The 18,413-nt window shown below is 70.4% G+C and carries 15 protein-coding genes; 7 read left to right on the top strand and 8 right to left on the bottom strand.

The features are described 5' to 3' along the window. Positions 1-38: 38 nt before the first annotated feature. The 4 genes from FNH21_RS13465 to FNH21_RS13450 are packed head-to-tail and all read right to left on the bottom strand — an operon-like array spanning position 39 to position 3,226. A complete protein-coding gene (locus tag FNH21_RS13465) occupies positions 39-440 on the bottom strand; it encodes a hotdog fold thioesterase (protein ID WP_152816560.1) in 402 nt (133 codons plus the stop codon). 28 nt (positions 441-468) lie between these two features. Continuing rightward, entirely contained in the window at positions 469-1,206 is a 738-nt protein-coding gene (locus FNH21_RS13460; protein ID WP_152816558.1) for a polysaccharide deacetylase family protein, read from the bottom strand. After that, positions 1,203-2,186, bottom strand: coding sequence for a glycosyltransferase family 2 protein (locus FNH21_RS13455; protein WP_152816556.1), 984 nt, complete (start codon positions 2,184-2,186; stop codon positions 1,203-1,205). Before FNH21_RS13455 ends, FNH21_RS13460 begins: the two co-directional genes overlap by 4 nt. Beyond that, a complete protein-coding gene (locus tag FNH21_RS13450; RefSeq protein WP_152816554.1) occupies positions 2,183-3,226 on the bottom strand; it encodes a glycosyltransferase in 1,044 nt (347 codons plus the stop codon). Before FNH21_RS13450 ends, FNH21_RS13455 begins: the two co-directional genes overlap by 4 nt. A 255-nt stretch (positions 3,227-3,481) precedes the next feature. On the opposite strand from FNH21_RS13450, the gene FNH21_RS13445 reads away from it, so the two are divergent. The 5 genes from FNH21_RS13445 to FNH21_RS13425 all read left to right on the top strand — a co-directional run bounded on the left by FNH21_RS13445 (position 3,482) and on the right by FNH21_RS13425 (position 10,170). Further along, positions 3,482-5,191, top strand: a complete 1,710-nt coding sequence (locus FNH21_RS13445) for a DUF885 domain-containing protein (protein WP_338403286.1) — start codon at positions 3,482-3,484, stop codon at positions 5,189-5,191. 155 nt (positions 5,192-5,346) lie between these two features. Beyond that, the gene (locus FNH21_RS13440; RefSeq protein WP_338403285.1) at positions 5,347-6,765 is read left to right on the top strand and encodes a dicarboxylate/amino acid:cation symporter; all 1,419 of its coding nucleotides are present in this window, start codon (positions 5,347-5,349) and stop codon (positions 6,763-6,765) included. A gap of 164 nt (positions 6,766-6,929) precedes the next feature. Continuing rightward, positions 6,930-7,490, top strand: a complete 561-nt coding sequence (locus tag FNH21_RS13435) for an AMIN-like domain-containing (lipo)protein (protein WP_152816552.1) — start codon at positions 6,930-6,932, stop codon at positions 7,488-7,490. Positions 7,491-7,584: 94 nt separating this feature from the next. After that, a complete protein-coding gene (locus FNH21_RS13430) occupies positions 7,585-8,217 on the top strand; it encodes a Maf family protein (RefSeq protein ID WP_152816550.1) in 633 nt (210 codons plus the stop codon). 195 nt (positions 8,218-8,412) lie between these two features. Then, positions 8,413-10,170, top strand: coding sequence for an acetyl/propionyl/methylcrotonyl-CoA carboxylase subunit alpha (locus FNH21_RS13425; protein WP_241743272.1), 1,758 nt, complete (start codon positions 8,413-8,415; stop codon positions 10,168-10,170). Positions 10,171-10,189: 19 nt separating this feature from the next. Here the strand turns inward: FNH21_RS13425 and FNH21_RS13420 are convergent, their stop codons facing one another. The 4 genes from FNH21_RS13420 to FNH21_RS13405 form a co-directional block, all read right to left on the bottom strand. Further along, the gene (locus FNH21_RS13420; RefSeq protein WP_152816546.1) at positions 10,190-10,879 is read right to left on the bottom strand and encodes a hypothetical protein; all 690 of its coding nucleotides are present in this window, start codon (positions 10,877-10,879) and stop codon (positions 10,190-10,192) included. Continuing rightward, positions 10,879-12,387 carry a serine/threonine-protein kinase gene (locus tag FNH21_RS13415; RefSeq protein ID WP_152816544.1) on the bottom strand — a complete coding sequence of 503 codons (1,509 nt, stop codon included), beginning with the start codon at positions 12,385-12,387 and terminating at the stop codon, positions 10,879-10,881. The genes FNH21_RS13420 and FNH21_RS13415 overlap by 1 nt, the downstream gene beginning before the upstream one ends. A 216-nt stretch (positions 12,388-12,603) precedes the next feature. After that, on the bottom strand, positions 12,604-14,016 hold the full coding sequence (locus FNH21_RS13410) for an MFS transporter (RefSeq protein ID WP_055770354.1): 1,413 nt from the start codon (positions 14,014-14,016) through the stop codon (positions 12,604-12,606). A 183-nt stretch (positions 14,017-14,199) separates the two neighbouring features. After that, a complete protein-coding gene (locus FNH21_RS13405) occupies positions 14,200-15,600 on the bottom strand; it encodes an NAD(P)H-quinone dehydrogenase (protein ID WP_191931977.1) in 1,401 nt (466 codons plus the stop codon). A 114-nt stretch (positions 15,601-15,714) separates the two neighbouring features. Here FNH21_RS13405 and FNH21_RS13400 point away from each other — a divergent pair, with 114 nt between their 5' ends. Continuing rightward, the gene (locus tag FNH21_RS13400) at positions 15,715-16,527 is read left to right on the top strand and encodes a purine-nucleoside phosphorylase (protein ID WP_191931976.1); all 813 of its coding nucleotides are present in this window, start codon (positions 15,715-15,717) and stop codon (positions 16,525-16,527) included. A 104-nt stretch (positions 16,528-16,631) separates the two neighbouring features. After that, the gene (locus FNH21_RS13395) at positions 16,632-18,383 is read left to right on the top strand and encodes a phospho-sugar mutase (protein ID WP_152816542.1); all 1,752 of its coding nucleotides are present in this window, start codon (positions 16,632-16,634) and stop codon (positions 18,381-18,383) included. The last annotated feature ends 30 nt before the right edge of the window (positions 18,384-18,413 follow it).

The following is an 18,413-nucleotide window of genomic DNA, read 5'->3' as shown; positions in this document are numbered from 1 at the left end:
GCCGCGGCCCCGCCGGGGATACCGTGGGCTGGATCAGGTCACGGCGCCGGGATGGTGCGGCTCCGACCGCGGAACTCCGCGACCGACCCGGTCCCCGAGGTGACGTGGACGTCGTACAGGCCGCTCCGCCCGGTACTCGACAGGACCGACCCGACCGCGGTCAGGGTCTGGCCCTCGTAGGCCGGCGCGAGGAACGTGACGTCGGCGCCGGACGCGACGGTGATGACCCCGGGTGTGCCCGCAGGGTCATTGCACGCCAGGGCGAAGCACGTATCGGCGAAAGCGAAGAGCACACCGCCGTGCGCCATTCCGAAGCCGTTCACCATGTCCCGGCGGAGCACCATCGAGATGCGCGCCCTCCCGGGCTCCGCCGCCTCGACGGACACCCCGAGCCAGGCGGACATGTGGTCGTTCTCGAGGAGCGGATGGATGACGGGCATGAGCGGCCTTTCAGGTGTGGAGTCCGGGTCAGAGAGCTGCGCTGAACCATGCTCGACGTACGGGTGTGCCCTGCAGGAGGGCATCGCTCATCGAGCGGCCCGCGAGACCGAGGCTCTGGTACTCACCGAGCACCCGGGCCAGCAGGTCGGACCGGTCGAGGTGGGGTTCGGGACCGTCGTCCACCCCGTCCTGGAGCGAGGCGAAGCCGTCATGAGCCAGAAGGATGTCGCCCGCGCGCGCTCCGGCCGTCGCGGCCCTGAAGCGTTCCGCATCATCGACGTGCGCCGAGTCGCGCGTACTGCGATTCCACATCACCGGCTCGAGTCCGCTCCTGCGCGCAGCAAGCCAGGCTCGCGGTCCCTGCGCGCCGTAGGGCGGCCTGAACCAGCGGACGGCAACCCCGGTGATGTCCTCGAGGTCCCCCTTGCTGCGGCGGAACTCCTCCGTCAGCTCCCGGTACGGGCGCCCGGTGATCCGGCGATGATCGACTCCGTGCAGGGCCACCTCATGACCCTGCGTCACGAGTTCCTGCAGCACGGGCACGTGCGCGGGGACCCTCGTCATGAGGACGAAGAACGTCGCCGTCGCTCCGGCGCCGGCGAGGACCGCCGACAACTGCTCCGTGACGGGTGGCGCCGGCCCGTCGTCGAACGTGAGGACGATCTCCGGGGCCACGGTGGAGACGGCCACCGTGGATCCGATCACTCTCGAGTGCCGCTTGGCGGTCGCCACGAGTGACCCGCGCACCGCACCGAATGCAGTCACGATCCGGATCCGCTCTCCACGTCACGCCGCCATCTCCAGCGCGAACCCCGCGCGTATTCGAGGTAGGCGATGCCGAGGGCTCCTGACATCAGGCCTGCACCGCGGTAGACCGCCCGACGGCCGCGCGCACGATCGCGCAGGTTCCCGCGAAGCACCCCCCACGCGCAGCGAGCCGTACCGCCGGCGATCCTGGTGCTCCCCTTGACCAGGGCCTTCGCCCGCACCCGTGAACGGGAGCCGGGCGTCGCGCTCATCTTGAGGTCCACCAGGGTCGCCGTGTTGCCGTGGCTCCAGGCCCGGGTCAGCACCCACTTCTTCGTGGTCCGCGACGCGGGCACGTGATCGAGGGCGGCCGATTCGTCACACCAGACGATCGTTCCGCCACCCTCGATGATGTGCCTGCTCAGCAGAGTGTCCTCGCCTCCTGTGAGCCCCATGGCAGGGTCGAACCGGGCACCGATGCGGCTCATCTGGTGCAGGTCCAGCAGGAGGTTACCTGCTGCCGCAACGGTGATCGGCGTTCCCGACGGCATGGTGCGCCGCACGAAGAAGCCTCCCGCTGCGATCCAGGGGTCGAGCGTCGTCTCGAAGACGGAGACCACGCGCCCCATGACGGCGGTCGCGCCGGTCGACTGCCAGGTCTCGATCAGCGACGACAACCACTTCTCGAGCGGTGTTTCGTCGTCGTCGATGAAGACGAGCACGTCACCGTCGGCGGCCTCGTCCAGCGCACGGTTCCGGCCGGCGGAGATACCGGGGACCGGTTCGACGACGTAGGTGATGGACGGGTACTTCTCGGTCACGCCCCGAGCGGAGGCCTGGGGGTCGTTGTCGACGACGACGACCCGGACACCGATGTCCACACCGCCGACCTGATCGAGTTCCGTCACCTGGGCAAGGATCCGTTCGAGGGTGAGATCGAGCGCTGCGGGCCGCTTGAAGGTCAGGACTCCGACGACGACATCGAGGCGCGTTCTCATCGCGTACCGGTCCCGCGTGCGTTCGCCCGGCGTCCTCGGACGAGCGCGAGCGCGGATCGATAGGCCTGGACGTGCAACGAGCCGGCTTCGCGCCACCCGCGTGCGCTGAGGTCCGGAGCACCAGTCGGCGGTGTGTCCCGGACGCTGCGCAGGGCCGACTCGAGGTCCTGAGCACTGAGATCGCCGTCGAAGAGGTGGACCCACCCCGGACCGACCTCGACGGCCATGTCGGTGGTCACCTCGTTGCGAGGTACCAGGACGGGCCGTTCCAGAGACAGGGCAGCGAGGAGACCGCCCGAATTGTGCATGAACCGGTATGGCAGGACCACCAGTTCGGACGTCCCGATCACCCGGACGAGATCCTCGTCCGGAAGGAATCGCAGATCGAAACGGATATTCCCGGCCCCGCCCGCGAGTTCCCGCAGATCCCGTGCCAGGTCGGGGGAACTGGGATTCCCTGCCACCAGCAGCGACGTCTCCGCCTGCGCCACGGATCTGAAGGCCGTGACGAGCTGTTCGACGCCCTTGTACCCGCGGATGAGCCCGGCGAAGCCGAACTGCCCCCGCACCAGTTCGGACCGGGCATGACGGTCGAACCACCCGCGGTAATGGCCGTGCGGTACGAGCGTCGCCGGACGGCCGCGTGTCACCGGGGTATGGACGTTCAGGATGATGAAGTGGTCGGTCACGCGATCGATCAGGCGGAGCAGGCCCCTCTCCCTCCGCGAGATGCCGGTGGGCGGGTGCACATTGTGCAGGGTCCTCACAACGGCGGTCCGGCTGAGGCGCCACTTCACGACGAGGAGGAGGGTGAGGACCTGGCGCACCACCCGCTTCAGGGGGCTGTGCCCCGAGCCCAGGTTCTCGGGCCAGTGCAGGTGGACGACGTCGTAGGAGGACAGCAGCGAGGAGCGCCACGTGAAGTTGCTGACCTCCACGCCGTCATGACCACGCAGCGCGTCCGCCAGCATCACCAGGTAGGGGTTCGTGGTGCTTCTCCCTGCAGGGAACACCTGCAGTACCCTCAACGTGCCGCTCATCCAGGACCTTCCCCCGTTCCGGCAGCGAGTGAACCTGTACACGCCGTCGACGATCTCCACTGCGCACGGAACAAGGCATCGCTGTCGTCGGCGCGATCCGACAGCTGCTCGAAGCAAACTTACAGGTGGGTGACCCTGCCGCTCCACCTGCCCCTGATCTGCCGAGCCGGTCGGCCACGCCCCTCGAACCTACCCGCGGTGATTCCGGCCGGGGCTTGGTGGCCTCCGGCAATCGGTCGGCAGTAGGCTCGGAGCGTGACCCACACCACCCCAGCCCCCACCACGGGCGAGCAGCCCGACCGCCCGTCCACCGCCATCGACGCCGTGGCCACCTCGTACTACGAGACCCTCCTGGAACTCATGCCCGACTTCGCCACCGAACTGGGACTACCGGGTCGCGAGGCGGAGTACCGCGACTACTCACCGGCCGGCATCGAGGCCCTCACCGAGGCCACCCGCACCACGCTGCGCCTGCTCGAGGACCTCGCACCGTCGGACGACGTCGACGCCGTGACCCTCGACGCCATGCGCGAACGGCTCGGCCTCGACCTCGAGATCCACGAGGCCGGGCTCGACTACTCCGAGCTGAACAACATCGCCTGCCCGGCCCAGAGCATCCGTGCCATCTTCGACCTCATGCCCACCGCGACCGCGGAGCAGTGGGGCCACATCGCGGGCCGGATGTCCGCCGTCCCTGCCGCCATCGACGGCTACATCTCGTCGCTGCGCACGGGCCGCGAGCGCGGGCTCGTCGCCGCCCGCCGCCAGGTCGAGATCGTGATCGAGCAGTCCACGAAGTACGCGGAGGACGGCGGCTTCTTCGACGCGCTCGGCGCGACGGGCCGGGCCGACGACGGCCAGCTGCCGGAGTCGCTCCGGGTGCAGCTCCGAACCGGTGCCGATGCAGCCCGCGGCGCCTACCGCGCCCTCGCCGCCTTCCTGCAGGACGATCTGCTCCCGGACGCGCCCGAGAAGGACGCCGTCGGACGCGAACACTACGCCCTCATGTCACGTCGCTTCCTCGGCTCGGCCGTGGACCTCGAGGAGACCTACCGATGGGGTGTCGAGGAGCTCGACCGCGTCATCGCCGAACAGGAGGCGGTGGCCGAGGAGATCAGAGCGGGCGCGACCATCCGCGAGGCCATGGACATCCTCGACGCCGATCCGGCCCGCCAGCTCCAGGGCACCGATGCCCTGCAGGCCTGGATGCAGGGCCTCTCGGACAAAGCCGTGGACGCGATGGCCGGCGTGCACTTCGACATCCCTGACATCATGCGGCGCCTCGAATGCAGGATCGCGCCCACCAACGAGGGCGGCATCTACTACACCGGCCCGAGCGACGACTTCTCGCGACCGGGCCGGATGTGGTGGTCCGTGCCCGAGGGCGAGGACTCCTTCACCACCTGGAAGGAGACCACCACGGTGTACCACGAAGGCGTCCCGGGTCACCACCTCCAGATCGCGACCGCCACCTACCAGCGGGCCCTGCTCAACCCGTGGCGCCGCAACGCGATCTGGGTCTCGGGCCAGGGCGAGGGCTGGGCGCTGTACGCGGAGCGCCTGATGCAGGAACTCGGCTTCCTGTCCGATCCCGGTGACCGCCTCGGCATGCTCGACGCGCAGCGCATGCGGGCGGCGCGGGTCGTGTTCGACATCGGTGTGCACCTCGAACTCGAGATGCCGGAGCGCTGGGGCGAGGGCACCTGGACGCCGGACAAGGGGTACGCCTTCCTGAAGGAGAACATCGCCATCAGCGAGGGACAGCTGGCCTTCGAGTTCACCCGCTACCTCGGCTGGCCCGGCCAGGCCCCCGCCTACAAGATCGGCCAGCGCCTCTGGGAGCAGGTCCGGGACGAGGTGCGCGACGCCGAAGGCGACTCCTTCGACCTCCGCGCCTTCCACACCCGGGCCCTCAATCTCGGCTCGGTGGGACTCGACACCCTGCGGCGAGCGCTGGTCGGGTAGCGCGAGCTTCGTCACACGCGGGCGGGTCGGGAGGCCCGCCCGCCCGTGATCGCGGCAGCCGCCGGTCCGGCCTCGTCCGGCGGCGGACGGACGGTGCGTAACATTTCGCAACTCCCGCTTCGTACCGGTATACGCCGCCACCTAGTGTTTCCGGCGTGTCTACTGAAACCACCTCCGTGCCCACGCGGCGACCGTTGCCCCGCTGGGTGACCTCGTTCGGTCCGCAGATCATCGCCGCCCTCGTCGTGGGCCTGGCCCTCGGCCTCCTCGCGAAGAACACCGGCCATACGGCCGAGACGCCCAACGGCCTCGGCACCACGCTCGCCACCCTCGGATCGAGCTACGTGGCCCTGCTGCGCGCCGCCGTCGTCCCCCTCATCTTCACCGCCGTGGTCAGCTCGATCGCCAACCTGCGGGCGGTGAACAACGCCGCGCGCCTCGCCGGCCAGACCCTGCTGTGGTTCGCCATCACGGCCCTGATCTCCGTGGTCATCGGGATTGCGCTGGGAGTCGTCTTCCAGCCCGGCGCCGGCACGGGGGCCACCCAGCCGGACGAGTACACGGGGACCACCGGCAGCTGGTGGGCGTTCCTCACCGGGCTCATCCCGGCGAACTTCCTCGGGCTCCAGGCGTCCTCCAACGTCGCCGAATCGGGTGCTGTCACCACGGCACTGAACTTCAACGTCCTGCAGGTGCTCGTGGTCGCCGTCGCCGTCGGCATCGCCGCGCTGAAGGTCGGCAAGCAGGCCGAACCCTTCCTGACCTTCAATGCGTCCGCCCTCGCCGTCATCCAGAAGGTGCTCTGGTGGATCATCCGCATCGCACCCCTCGGCACGGTGGGCCTCATCGGCAACGCGGTCGCGGTCTACGGCTGGGACACCATCGGCTCGCTGGGCAAGTTCACCCTCGCCATCTACGTGGGCCTGGCCCTCGTGCTGTTCGCTGTGTACCCGGTGCTGGTCAAGACACACGGGCTGTCCGTCCGCCAGTACTTCTCCGGCGCCTGGCCGGCCATCCAGCTCGCCTTCGTGTCGCGCTCCTCGGTGGGCACCCTCCCGCTGACCCAACGCGTGACGGAGCGCAACCTGGGCGTCCCCCGCGCCTACGCATCCTTCGCCGTCCCCCTCGGCGCGACGACGAAGATGGACGGCTGCGCGGCCATCTACCCCGCCATCTCGGCGATCTTCGTGGCCCAGTTCTTCGGCATCGACCTGACGCTCACGCAGTATCTGCTGATCGCCCTCGTGTCGGTCCTCGGCTCGGCCGCGACCGCCGGGACCACGGGCGCCGTCGTCATGCTGACCCTCACGCTCTCCACCCTGGGACTCCCCCTCGCCGGCGTCGGCCTGCTCCTCGCCGTCGACCCGATCCTCGACATGGGGCGCACCGCCGTCAACGTCGCGGGCCAGGCCCTCATCCCCACGCTCGTCGCCAAGCGCGAGGGCATCCTGGACACCCGTCTCTACGACGCGCCGCGCAACGGTGATCCTTTCGCCGACGACAGCACGATCGACGAGGTCGACGCGGAGACCGCCGCCTCCGCCTCGAACGACGGCATCTCGGTGGCCCGCTGACCGCGGATACCCTCCGAGCGCTGACGCGGCCCGTCCCGGTCCTCCGGGGCGGGCCGTCGCCGTCCCCGCTAACGATTCGGCGCCGTTCCACGGCACGGCGGCGCTTTCGTCTCCCGGTAGGCGGACCATGGACTCACCTATCCAGCTCGACAAGGTGGTGCGCCATGAACCGATCGCGCACGACGGGGAAGATCCCCGCCGCACTCGCCGTCCTCGCCCTGACCGCAGGCCTCGGCCTCGCGGGGGCGCCGCCGGCATCCGCCGCATACTGCGGCATCACGTGGGGCTCGACGGCCAAGACCGCCCCCACCTACTCCTCCGCTCCCATCACCGATGTGCGCTCCGGCCGGCACACGTGCTTCGACCGGCTCGTCATCGATGCCCGCGGTCCCGTCTCCGGGTACCGCGTGGCCTACGTGGACCAGGTGGCCCAGCCGGGCTCGGGCGCCACCGTCCCCCTCAGGGGTGGTGCACGCATCTCCCTCACCGTCCTCGCGCCGGCCTACGACGCGGCAGGACGGGCCACCTACTCCCCCGCGAACCGGACGGAGCTCGCGAACGTGTCGGGCTACTCCACGTTCCGGCAGGTGGCTCTGGCCGGCAGCTACGAGGGCCAGACGACACTCGGCCTCGGCGTTCGGGCGCGGCTTCCCGTCCGCGTCATGGTCCTGGCCGGCCCGGGCGCCGGTTCGAGGGTGGTGGTCGACGTCGCGCACCAGTGGTGAGGACTCCTGCCGGTCCCGGCGCAGCATCGCGCCGGGACCGGGCAGGGACGTGGACGGCGCTCGGCTGCGGCGTCCCCGGCCCTAGGCTTGGGGCATGACCGCACGCCTGATCCTCGCGTCCAAATCGCCTGCCCGCACCAAGCTCCTCGCCGACGCGGGTATCGAGCACGGCGTCCTCGTCTCGGACGTCGACGAACCCGCCGTCGTCGCCGCCTACGGTGAGCTCGACCCCCACGACACATCACTGCTCCTCGCCCGCGCGAAGGCGGAAGCGGTCGCGTCACTGCCCGACGCCGATGGCGCACTCGTGATCGGCTGCGATTCCGTCTTCGAGTTCGACGGCGAGGCCCACGGCAAGCCCTACGAGCCCGCCGTGGCCATCGAGCGCATCAGCCGCATGCGCGGACGGTCGGGCGTCCTCCACACGGGCCACTGGCTCGTGGACACGCGTGACGGCGGTTCGGGTGCGACCATCGGCGCGGTGTCCTCGGCAACGGTGCACTTCGGGGCGATGACCGACGACGAGGTGCGGCAGTACGTGGCCAGCGGGGAACCGCTGCAGTGCGCGGGATCCTTCACCATCGACGGCCTCGGAGGTGCGTTCATCGACCGCGTCGACGGGGACCCGCACGCCGTCGTCGGGCTCAGCATCTCCACCCTGCGAACGTTGCTCCACTCTGCCGGCGTGTCCATCACCGCCCTGTGGCGCGACACGCCGGCGTTGTAGGTTCCCTACAAAGGATCGGCACACAACACTCCCTCGGACCACGATCCATGGGCAGAAGCGACAAAGGCGGGCTAGGCTCCGATCTGAGAAGAAGGAGTTCATCCCCCCATGAGCCAGTCCCCCGCAGCCCCGTCCGACTCGTCCGATGCCGGTACCCCGAGCAGCCCCGCCGGCCGCTCGCGGGAACTCAGGCCCATGACGAAGGTGCTGGTGGCCAACCGCGGGGAGATCGCGGTGCGCGTGATCCGGGCGGCACGGGACGAGGGCCTCGCCTCGGTCGCCGTCTACGCCGATCCGGATCGGGACGCCCTCCACGTCCGGATGGCCGACGAGGCCTTCGCTCTGGGCGGCGAGACCGCGGCGGAGTCGTACCTCGTCATGGACAGCATCCTCGACGCCGCACGGCGCAGCGGAGCCGACGCCATTCATCCCGGGTACGGCTTCCTCTCCGAGAACGCCGAGTTCGCGCAGCGTGTGATCGACGCCGGGATCACCTGGATCGGGCCGTCGCCCGAGTCCATCTCGCAGCTCGGCGACAAGGTGCAGGCCCGGCACATCGCCGAGCGCGTGGGCGCCCCCCTGGTCCCGGGAACCAAGGACCCGGTCGAATCCGTGCAGGAGGTCGTCGACTTCGCGCAGGAGTTCGGGCTGCCCCTGGCCATCAAGGCGGCCTTCGGTGGCGGCGGACGCGGCATCAAGGTGGTGCGCAGTCACGAGGAGATCCCCGAGCTGTTCGACTCCGCGGTCCGTGAGGCGACAGCGGCCTTCGGCCGTGGCGAGTGCTTCGTGGAGCGTTTCCTGGACGCACCCCGGCACGTCGAGACGCAGTGCCTCGCCGACGCGTACGGCTCGGTCGTCGTCGTCTCGACGCGTGACTGCTCACTCCAGCGCCGCAACCAGAAGCTCGTGGAGGAGGCCCCGGCTCCGTTCCTGTCGGATGAGCAGAATACCCGACTGTACGAGGCGTCCAAGGCCATCCTCCGGGAGGCGGGCTACCAGGGCGCCGGCACCTGCGAGTTCCTCGTGGGACAGGACGGCACCATCTCCTTCCTCGAGGTCAACACCCGCCTGCAGGTGGAGCACCCCGTCTCGGAGGAGGTCACCGGGCTCGACCTCGTGCGGGAACAGTTCAGGATCGCCCGCGGTGAGGAACTCGGCTACGGGGATCCGGCCGTCCGCGGCCACTCCTTCGAGTTCCGGATCAACGGGGAGGACGCCGGCCGTGGCTTCATGCCGGCTCCCGGCACGGTCCAGACGTTCACGCTCCCGAGCGGACCGGGTGTCCGCGTGGACTCCGGGATCGAGGCCGGAGAGGTCATCGGCGGCAACTTCGACTCCATGCTGGCCAAGCTCATCGTCACCGGCGCCACCCGCGAGCAGGCGCTCCAGCGCGCACGGCGGGCCATCGGCGAGATGGTGATCGAGGGCATGCCGACCGTGCTCCCCTTCCACGCCGCCGTCGTCGCCGATCCGGCCTTCGCCCCGGCGAGCGGGCCGTTCTCCGTGCACACCCGCTGGATCGAGACGGGCTTCACCAACACCATCGAGCCCTGGACCGGCCCGGCGGAGCCGACGCCGGAGGAGGACACCCGCCAGCGCGTCACCGTCGAGGTCGGCGGTCGTCGCCTCGACGTGGTCCTTCCCTCCGGCCTCGGGGCATCCCCGAACGGCCGGACCGGTACGCCGGCCAAATCGAAGAAGTCCGCCCGCGCCCGGGCCGGGAAGACGGCCGTCAGCGGGGACGAGCTGACCTCGCCCATGCAGGGGACGATCGTGAAGGTCGCCGCCAGCGACGGTGATGCGGTGCGCGAGGGTGACCTGATCGTCGTACTCGAGGCCATGAAGATGGAGCAACCCCTGACCGCCCACAAGTCGGGCACCCTGTCCGGTCTCTCCGCGGTACCCGGGGACACCGTCTCGGCGGGATCGGTGATCGCCACCATCGGCGATTGAGTCGGTCCGTCCCTGACCGTCAGCCGCCGTTACCCTTGCCTCCGGCGTCGTCCGCAGCTTTCTCGGCGGCCCTCTCGGCCTCCTTCCTGGCCTGTTCGGCGGCCTTCTCCGCGGCCTTCCGCTGCTGCTCGGCGGCCTTGTCAGCCCCTTGGCCGCCGTTACCCGGCGTCACTCCCCCCTGATCAGCCGCTCCCCCGCCCCCAGCATCCTCGTCCGGTTCGTTCTCATCGGCTTCGTTCTCGTCCGCCTCGCCGGGTGCAGGTGCAGCCGGCACCTCCGGGACCGGTGCCGGCTCCGGTGACTCCGGCGCTACGTCGGCCGGGGTCGGAATCGTCTCGGCCGGGGCCGGAGGGCCCGAAGTCCCTGCCGGGGCCGGCTCGGGCGGTGGGTTCCCCGCGGTAGCACCGTCGGTCGGCTCCGCCGCGGCCCGGAGGGAGGCGATCACGGCGTCGATGTGTATGCCGATGAGCGAGGCACGGTCCTCGTTCACCGTTCCCGCCTCGCGGGCGCCGTCCACCTCCGCCCGGAGGCGTTCGGCCAGGGCGATCGCCCCGATGGTGTCGCCTCCGGCTGCCGTGGCAGCGATCGTGCGCACCTCCGCCTGGAGATCTCCCGCCGTCGCGGGGTCGATCGGCTGGGCGCCGCACCCGCTGAGAAGCAGTGCCGCAGCAGCGAGCACCGGAAGGGCGCGGATCCTGTAGCGGGTCATCACTGCACGCTTTCGTAGAGTTCCTCGAGCCGTTCACCCGGTTCGCCCGGCACCGCCGGCAGGGGCTCGATCCCGGGAGGGGATCCGTTCGCGGCCATCGTCATCATGATCCAGAGTCCTGCGGCCGCCAGAGCCACCACGGCGAGGAGACCGAGGACCCACGGCAGGGCGGAACGACGGCGGACCGGACGGGACGGTGGACGTGGACGTGGATCCCGGGTTCTGCCGGCGCCGTCGTCGTGGTTCCGATCCACGCCGTCCGACACAGTGGTCGCGGCGACACCCGGCGCCTGCTGCGCGGTGTCGGTGGCACCGTCGCTCAAGGGGCGCTCCGCAGCGCTGACGCGACGCGGGCCCGAGACGCTGTCCGACGGCGCCCGTGATGCTGTCACCGCCGTTGCAGGCCGTGCCGGGATCGCCATCGACGGCAGGGGTGGTGACGACGGGCGCTCGGCAGCAGGCATCACCGCGGTGTGCGGATCGGGCGACGGCGCGTGCTCGGCGGCAGGAGGGAGGACCGCGGTGTGCGGGTCGAGCCACGCCGAGGACTCGGCGGCGGCGGGCATCGCCGCGGTGTGCGGCTCCGGGGAGGCCTCGGCCCGCGGACGGTGCGCCGTCCCGGTCACTGCGGGCGCTCCGGTCGACGACGAGCCGCCCGTCCCCTGCAACGGGCCGGGCCCCCCGGATCCGCGCTGCGGGCCCATGACGGTGAGTGCACGGACGACGCCGGCGGCATCCGGTCGATCGTCGGGGTCGTCCAGGGTCATCGAGACGAGGAGGGCCGAGAGGGCGGGCCCGGCGGCGTGCGGGATGGACGGGCTCCGCTGGAGCCGGGCCAGGGCGCTCTCGATGCCGGTGCCGGGGAAGGCACGTTCACCCGTGAGGGCCTCGATCAGCACGAGCCCCAGCGAGTAGATGTCCGAGGGCCGGCCCACGCCGTCGCCGCGTGCCTGTTCCGGGCTGAAGTAGGCGGCGCTGCCGATGACCTGCCCGGTCGCCGTCATACGCCCTCCGTCGAAGAACCGGGCGATCCCGAAATCCGTGAGCAGGTAGCCGAAGAGCCCGCTGTGGGGATCGGCCTCGCGCGTCAGGATGTTGGAAGGCTTCAGGTCGCGGTGCACGATGCCCTGGCCGTGGATGTATTGCAGCGTCCGGGCAAGATCGAGGGCCATCCGGCGGACCTCCTCACGGCCGAGCGGGCCGGAGGTCCGGAGCCGGACGCCGAGATCCGGGCCGTCCACGAGTTCCATCACGAGGTAGGCGCCGTTCCGCGCGTCCTCACCGTTGTCCATGTCGAGGACCCGCACCAGCCCGGGGTGATCGAGTCGCGCCAGCATGCGCGCCTCCGCTGATCCGCGTTCCAGGCCGTCGGCGGTACCGGGCCTGAACAGCTTGACGGCCACGTCCCGGCCGAGGCGCGTGTCCCGGGCCGTGAAGACGTCCGCCATGCCGCCGGTGCCGACGCGCTTACCCAGCGCGTACCGCCCGGCCAGAGCCTGCTGTTCCATGTCGCCCGTTCCTACTACCCCGTCTTCCGCCTCCGGGCGCGCATCGGCTGCGTCCGGGCAGGTGCTAAGCCTGCTGTGCTTCCAGTGTAGGGGGGCCGTGGCGGCGGCGCGCAAGCACGGCCACCACGGGCAAGCCGACCCGTCGGCTCACGAGCCCGGAACGACGACGGCGCCGCACCCGGGTGGGTACGGCGCCGTCAAGCGATGCGGTGGGAGCTAGGCGACGTTGTTCTCGTAGTCGTGGTCGCGGGTCTCGCGGGAGACGAAGAGGGCGATGAACGTGGCCACGGCGGCCACGCTGAGGTAGGCGCCGACGAGTACGGTGCTGCCGCCCGCGGCCTGCCAGAGTGCCACGGCGATGAACGAGGCCGGCGCTGCGCCGATCATGCTCGAGACGTTGTAGGCGACGGCGGAGCCCGTGTACCGGACGTTGGCCGGGAACAGTTCGGGGAGGACGGCGGCCATCGGCCCGAAGGTCAGGCCCATGAGGGTGAAGCCGACGATCAGCAGCACCATGGCGCCCGCAGTGCCTGCGGCGAACAGCGGCGCCCAGAGCAGTCCGAAGACCCCGATGCCCACTGTGGTGGCGAGCAGCATCTTCCGGCGGCCGAAGCGCTCGGCCAGCGGGCCGGAGATGATGGTGAAGATCCCGAAGAACACCACGCCGATGATCAGCATCCACAGGAAGTCGGGTCGGCTCATACCGAGGCCGGGCACGAAGGAGTCGATCTGCGCCTGCGTCAGCGTCTTGCCGGCGGCCTCGGCGCGGGCCTGCGCCTGCTCGAGCGAGGACGGCGCCGTGCCGTACGTCAGCGTGAAGGCGGTCATGAAGTAGAAGAGCACGTAGGTGGCGAACATGATGAAGGTGCCGAGCAGGAGCGGACGCCAGTGGGAGCGGAACACGGTACCGAGCGGGAGCTTGACCACCTTGCCCTCGGTCTGGACCTTCTGGAACGAGGCGCTCTCGATGAGCTTCAACCGGACGTACAGGCCGATGATCACCATGACCGCACTCAGCAGGAACGGTACGCGCCAGCCCCAGGCCATGAAGTCCTCCGCCGAGAGCGTGGTGCTCAGCAGCACGAACAGCAGGTTGGCGAGGATGAAGCCGATCGGTGCGCCCAGCTGCGGGAAGGTACCGAAGATGGCCCGCTTGCCCTCGGGCGCGTTCTCGGTGGCCAGGAGGGCGGCACCGCTCCACTCGCCACCGAGCGCCAGGCCCTGCAGGAAGCGGAGCACCACGAGCAGGAACGGCGCCCAGAAGATCCAGCCCGCACCCTCGGCGGTGGGCAGCACACCGATGAGGAAGGTCGCGATACCCATCGTCAGCAGTGAGGCGACCAGCGTCGCCTTTCTGCCGATCTTGTCACCGAAGTGACCGAAGAGGATGGAGCCGAGGGGCCGGGCGACGAACGCGACACCGAAGACGGCGAAGGAGCTGAGCAGCTGGTTCGCCGACGTCTGGTTCGGGAAGAACAGGGCCGGGAACACCAGGACGGCGGCTGTCGCATAGATGTAGAAGTCGTAGAACTCGATGGTGGTGCCGATGAGGCTGGCGAAGATCACCCGCCCCCGTGAGTTCAGGGGCTTCGTGGTCCCGCTTCGGTCAGCGGCTGTGGAGGAGGTCATGGAGTCGGCTTTCTCGGGCTGGACGCCGGACCGCAGGCGCCCCGAGGGGCGGCGCAGCCCGGAGCCCGTGCTTCAGGAGTACCCGGACATCAGACCACCGGTGTCCACGTGGTGGATAAGTGTGTCCACACTCTGGACCAAGGGAACTATTCCCTGCGCTCCGATCGCGGGCCGCCGCGCGCCCTAGATGCGGACGTGCAGGCGGCGCGCGGCCTCCGAGATGGACCCCGTGAGCGAGGGGTAGACCGTGAAGGTATTGGCGACGTCGTCCACGTGCAGCTTCTTCGTCACGGCGAGCGCCAGCGGGAAGATGAGCTCCGAGGCACGGGGCCCGACGACGACACCGCCGATCACGGTGCCCGAGCCCTTGCGGGAGATCACCTTCACGAACCCGTCCTTGACGTTCATCATCTTCGCCCGCGCATTGGTGTGCAGGGACAGCTTCACGACGTCACCCTGGTACCGGCCCGAGGCGATGTCCTCCTCCGTCACGCCGACCGTGGCGATCTCGGGTGACGTGAAGATGTTGGAGGCGACCTGCTTCAGCTTGATCGGACTGACCGAATCGCCCATGAGGTGGGCGATGGCGATGCGGCCCTGCATCGCCGCGACCGACGCCAGGGCGAACACGCCCGTGCAGTCCCCGGCCGCATAGACATTGGGTGCCGTGGTGCGCGAGACGCCGTCCACCTGGATGTGTCCGGACTCGCTGACCGCCACGCCGGCCTCCTCGAGCCCGATCCCGGCCGTCCGCGGAACGGCCCCCACCGCCACGAGGCAGTGGCTCCCCTCGACCGTCCGGCCGTCCGCGAGGTGGACCACCACGCCGTCGTCCGTCCTGTCGACGGCGTTGGCGCGTGACTGCGAGAGGACGGTCATGCCGCGGTCCTTGAAGACTCCCTCGAGGACCTCCGCGGCGTCCGCGTCCTCGCCGGGCAGCACGCGGTCGCGGCTCGAGATGAGCGTGACCTTCGAACCCAGGCCGTTGTAGGCGCTGGCGAACTCCGCCCCGGTGACTCCGGAACCCACGACGATGAGGTGCTCGGGGATCTCGCGGAGGTTGTAGAGCTGGGTCCAGTTGAAGATGCGCTCGCCGTCGGGCATGGCGGTGGGGAGCTCACGGGGCGTCGCACCGACCGCGAGGAGGACGGCGTCGGCCTCGACGATCAGGGTGTCTCCCTCCGACTCCACCTCGAGGCGGTGGTTGTCCAGCAGCTTCCCGGTGCCGATGATGACGCGCACGCCGAGGCGCTCGAGCGTCGCGCGGATGTCCGAGGACTGCTCGACCGCGAGCTTGAGCAGGCGCTGGTTGACCTTGTCCAGGTCCGCCGAGACCGCGCTGTCGGCGGAGAAGCGCACACCGAGCCCGCTCGCGTCCGTGAAACGGGTCATGGTGTCGGCCGTGGCGATGAGCGTCTTCGAGGGGACCACGTCTGTCAGGACAGCGGAACCACCGAGTCCCTGGCTCTCGACGATGGTCACCTGTGCGCCGAGCGAGGACGCCACCATCGCCGCTTCGTAACCGCCGGGTCCGCCGCCCAGGATCGCCAGGCGCAGTGAGCTGAGATCGAGTTGATTGGTCACACATCAATCATCGCGCATGCCACCGACACGTCGGAACAGCAAACGGTGTCCCCGCCCGGTGGCGACACCCTGTGCCTGTGAGTGCGGCCGATGGGCAGAGGGTAAGTTGTAGCGGTGACTTCCGACTCCTCCCCCGACCCTTTCGACCTGGCCCGCGACGCTGCCGGCCACATCGCCCGAGCAACCGGCATCGACCGGCATGACACGGCCCTCGTCCTCGGCTCCGGCTGGGGCGAGGCGGCCGAGCTCATCGGTGAGACCACCCACACGCTGGACGCCGCGGACATCCCCGGCTTCTCCGCCCCCGCCGTGGTGGGCCACACCGGCACCATCCGCTCCATCCTCACCCCCAACGGCAAGCGGGCACTGGTCCTGGGTGCGCGCACCCACTACTACGAGGGCAAGGGCGTCCGCGCCGTCGTCCACGGCGTGCGGACGGCAGCGGCGACGGGCGCGACGACGATGATCCTGACCAACGGCTGCGGCGGTCTGCAGGAGCAGTGGCAGCCCGGAACCCCCGTGCTGATCAGCGACCACATCAACCTCACGGCGTCGTCGCCCCTCGAGGGAGCCACCTTCGTGGACCTCACCGACCTCTACTCGACCCGCCTGCGTGACCTCGCCCGCACCGTGGATCCGACCCTCGACGAGGGGGTCTACGCGCAGTTCACCGGACCGCACTACGAGACCCCGGCCGAGGTGCAGTACGCCAAGCGCATCGGCGCCGATCTCGTGGGCATGTCCACGGCCCTCGAGGCCATCGCCGCCCGGCATGCCGGTATGGAGGTCTTCGGCATCTCGCTGGTCACGAACCTCGCCGCCGGCATCAGCCCCGTCCCGCTCAGCCACACCGAGGTCCTCGAAGCGGGCCAGGCGGCCGGCCCGCGGATCTCGCGCCTGCTCGCCGACATCGTCGCGACCATCTGACCGCTCCCCGTCCGCCCGCCCGCTGGAGGGTATGGCAGCCGGACCACCGCAGCACGGCCGGCGCCCGTCGGGCCGCCGTCGACGATCCACCGTTAGGGACCCGCATGACCACCCCGGAATTGGACACCCTCCTCAGCACGGCCGATGACTGGGCCGCCGCCGACCCCGATCCGCGGACGGCGGACGAGCTGCGGACCCTGGTGGGGCAGGTGCGGGACGGCGGAGCGGCGGCGGCAGCCGCCGAACAGGACCTCCGCGACCGCTTCTCCGGTCCGCTCGCCTTCGGCACGGCCGGACTGCGGGCAGCACTCGGCGCGGGTCCGAACCGGATGAACCGGGTCGTGGTGCGCCGTGCGGCCGCGGGTGTCGCCGCCCACGTCCTCGACCTGGCGGCCGGCTCCTACGTCCCGCGCGCCGTCGTCGGCTTCGATGCCCGGCACAACTCCAGGGTGTTCGCCGAGGAGACGGCTGCGATCCTCACGGCGGCGGGGATCGAGACCTTCCTCATGCCGACCGAACTGCCGACGCCGGTGCTCGCGTACGCGATCCGCACGCTGGCGTGCGAGGTCGGCATCATGGTCACGGCGAGCCACAACCCGCCGCAGGACAACGGCTACAAGGTGTACCTCGGCGGACGCGCCGTGGAGGAGGACGCCCGGGGCGTCCAGATCGTCGCACCGCACGACTCCGGTATCGCGGCGCACATCGAAGCCGTCGGCACGCTCTCGGACATCGCCCTGGCCCCGGCCGGCTGGACGGTCCTGCCCGGAAGCATCGAGGCCGACTACGTCTCCGCCGTCGCGGCCCTCGCCGATCCGGCGTCGACGGCGCGCAAGCTCAGGATCGTCCTCACGCCGCTGCACGGCGTGGGTGGCCGCACGGCGCAGGCCGTCCTGTCGGAAGCCGGGTTCGACGACGTCACCGTCGTCCACCGCCAGGCCGAGCCGGACCCCGACTTCCCCACCGTCGCGTTCCCGAATCCCGAGGAGCCGGGCGCACTGGATCTCGCCCTCGAGCTGGCCCAGGAGACCGGGGCGGACCTCGTGATCGCCAACGACCCCGATGCCGACCGCGTGGCCCTCGCCGCACGGGAGCCGTCCACCGGTGTCTGGCGCATGCTGCGCGGCGACGAGGTGGGGTCCCTGCTCGGCCTGCATCTCGCCGCCCGCCTCACCTCCGGCGGCCGGGACACCCCGTCGGCCGGAGCCGGCGCACGCGGGGTCTTCGCGAACTCGATCGTGTCCTCCCGCCTGCTCGGGCGGATCGCGGCCGTCTCGGGGATCGACCATGCCCAGACGCTGACCGGCTTCAAGTGGATCGCGCGCGTGCACGGGCTCTCCTTCGGCTACGAGGAGGCGCTGGGCTACTGCGTGGCTCCCGAACTCGTGCGGGACAAGGACGGCATCTCCGCCGGCCTCCTGCTCGCCGAACTCGCCGCGGCCACCAAGGCCGACGGCCGCACGCTCTTCGACCTGCTCGACGACGCCTTCCTGGTGCACGGCCTACATTCCTCGGACCAGCTGTCCGTCCGCGTCGGCAGCCTCGGACTGCTGGGTGCCATGATGAACCGGCTGCGCGAGAACCAGCCGTCGTCCTTCGCCGAATCGCCGGTGACCACCGCCGAGGATCTCGCGCAGGGCTCGGCCCATCTGCCTCCCACCGACGGACTGCTCTATGTCACGCAGGACGAGACGCGCGTGATCATCCGGCCGAGCGGCACCGAACCGAAACTCAAGTGCTATCTCGAGGTCGTCGAGCCGGTCGGCTCAGCGGCCGAGCTCTCGGCTGCCAAGGAGGCGGCCCGCCTCCGGCTGCAGGCCGTACGGCGCGATGTCGGCGAGGCGCTCGGGCTCTGATCCTCTCCCGCCGCGAGGGCGGCAGCCGTC

The sequence above is a fragment of the Arthrobacter bussei genome, from assembly GCF_009377195.2.
GTDB lineage: Bacteria > Actinomycetota > Actinomycetes > Actinomycetales > Micrococcaceae > Arthrobacter_D > Arthrobacter_D bussei.
The sequence above is the reverse complement of the archived record's forward strand: the minus strand, read 5'-3'. Positions and strand labels throughout refer to the sequence as shown.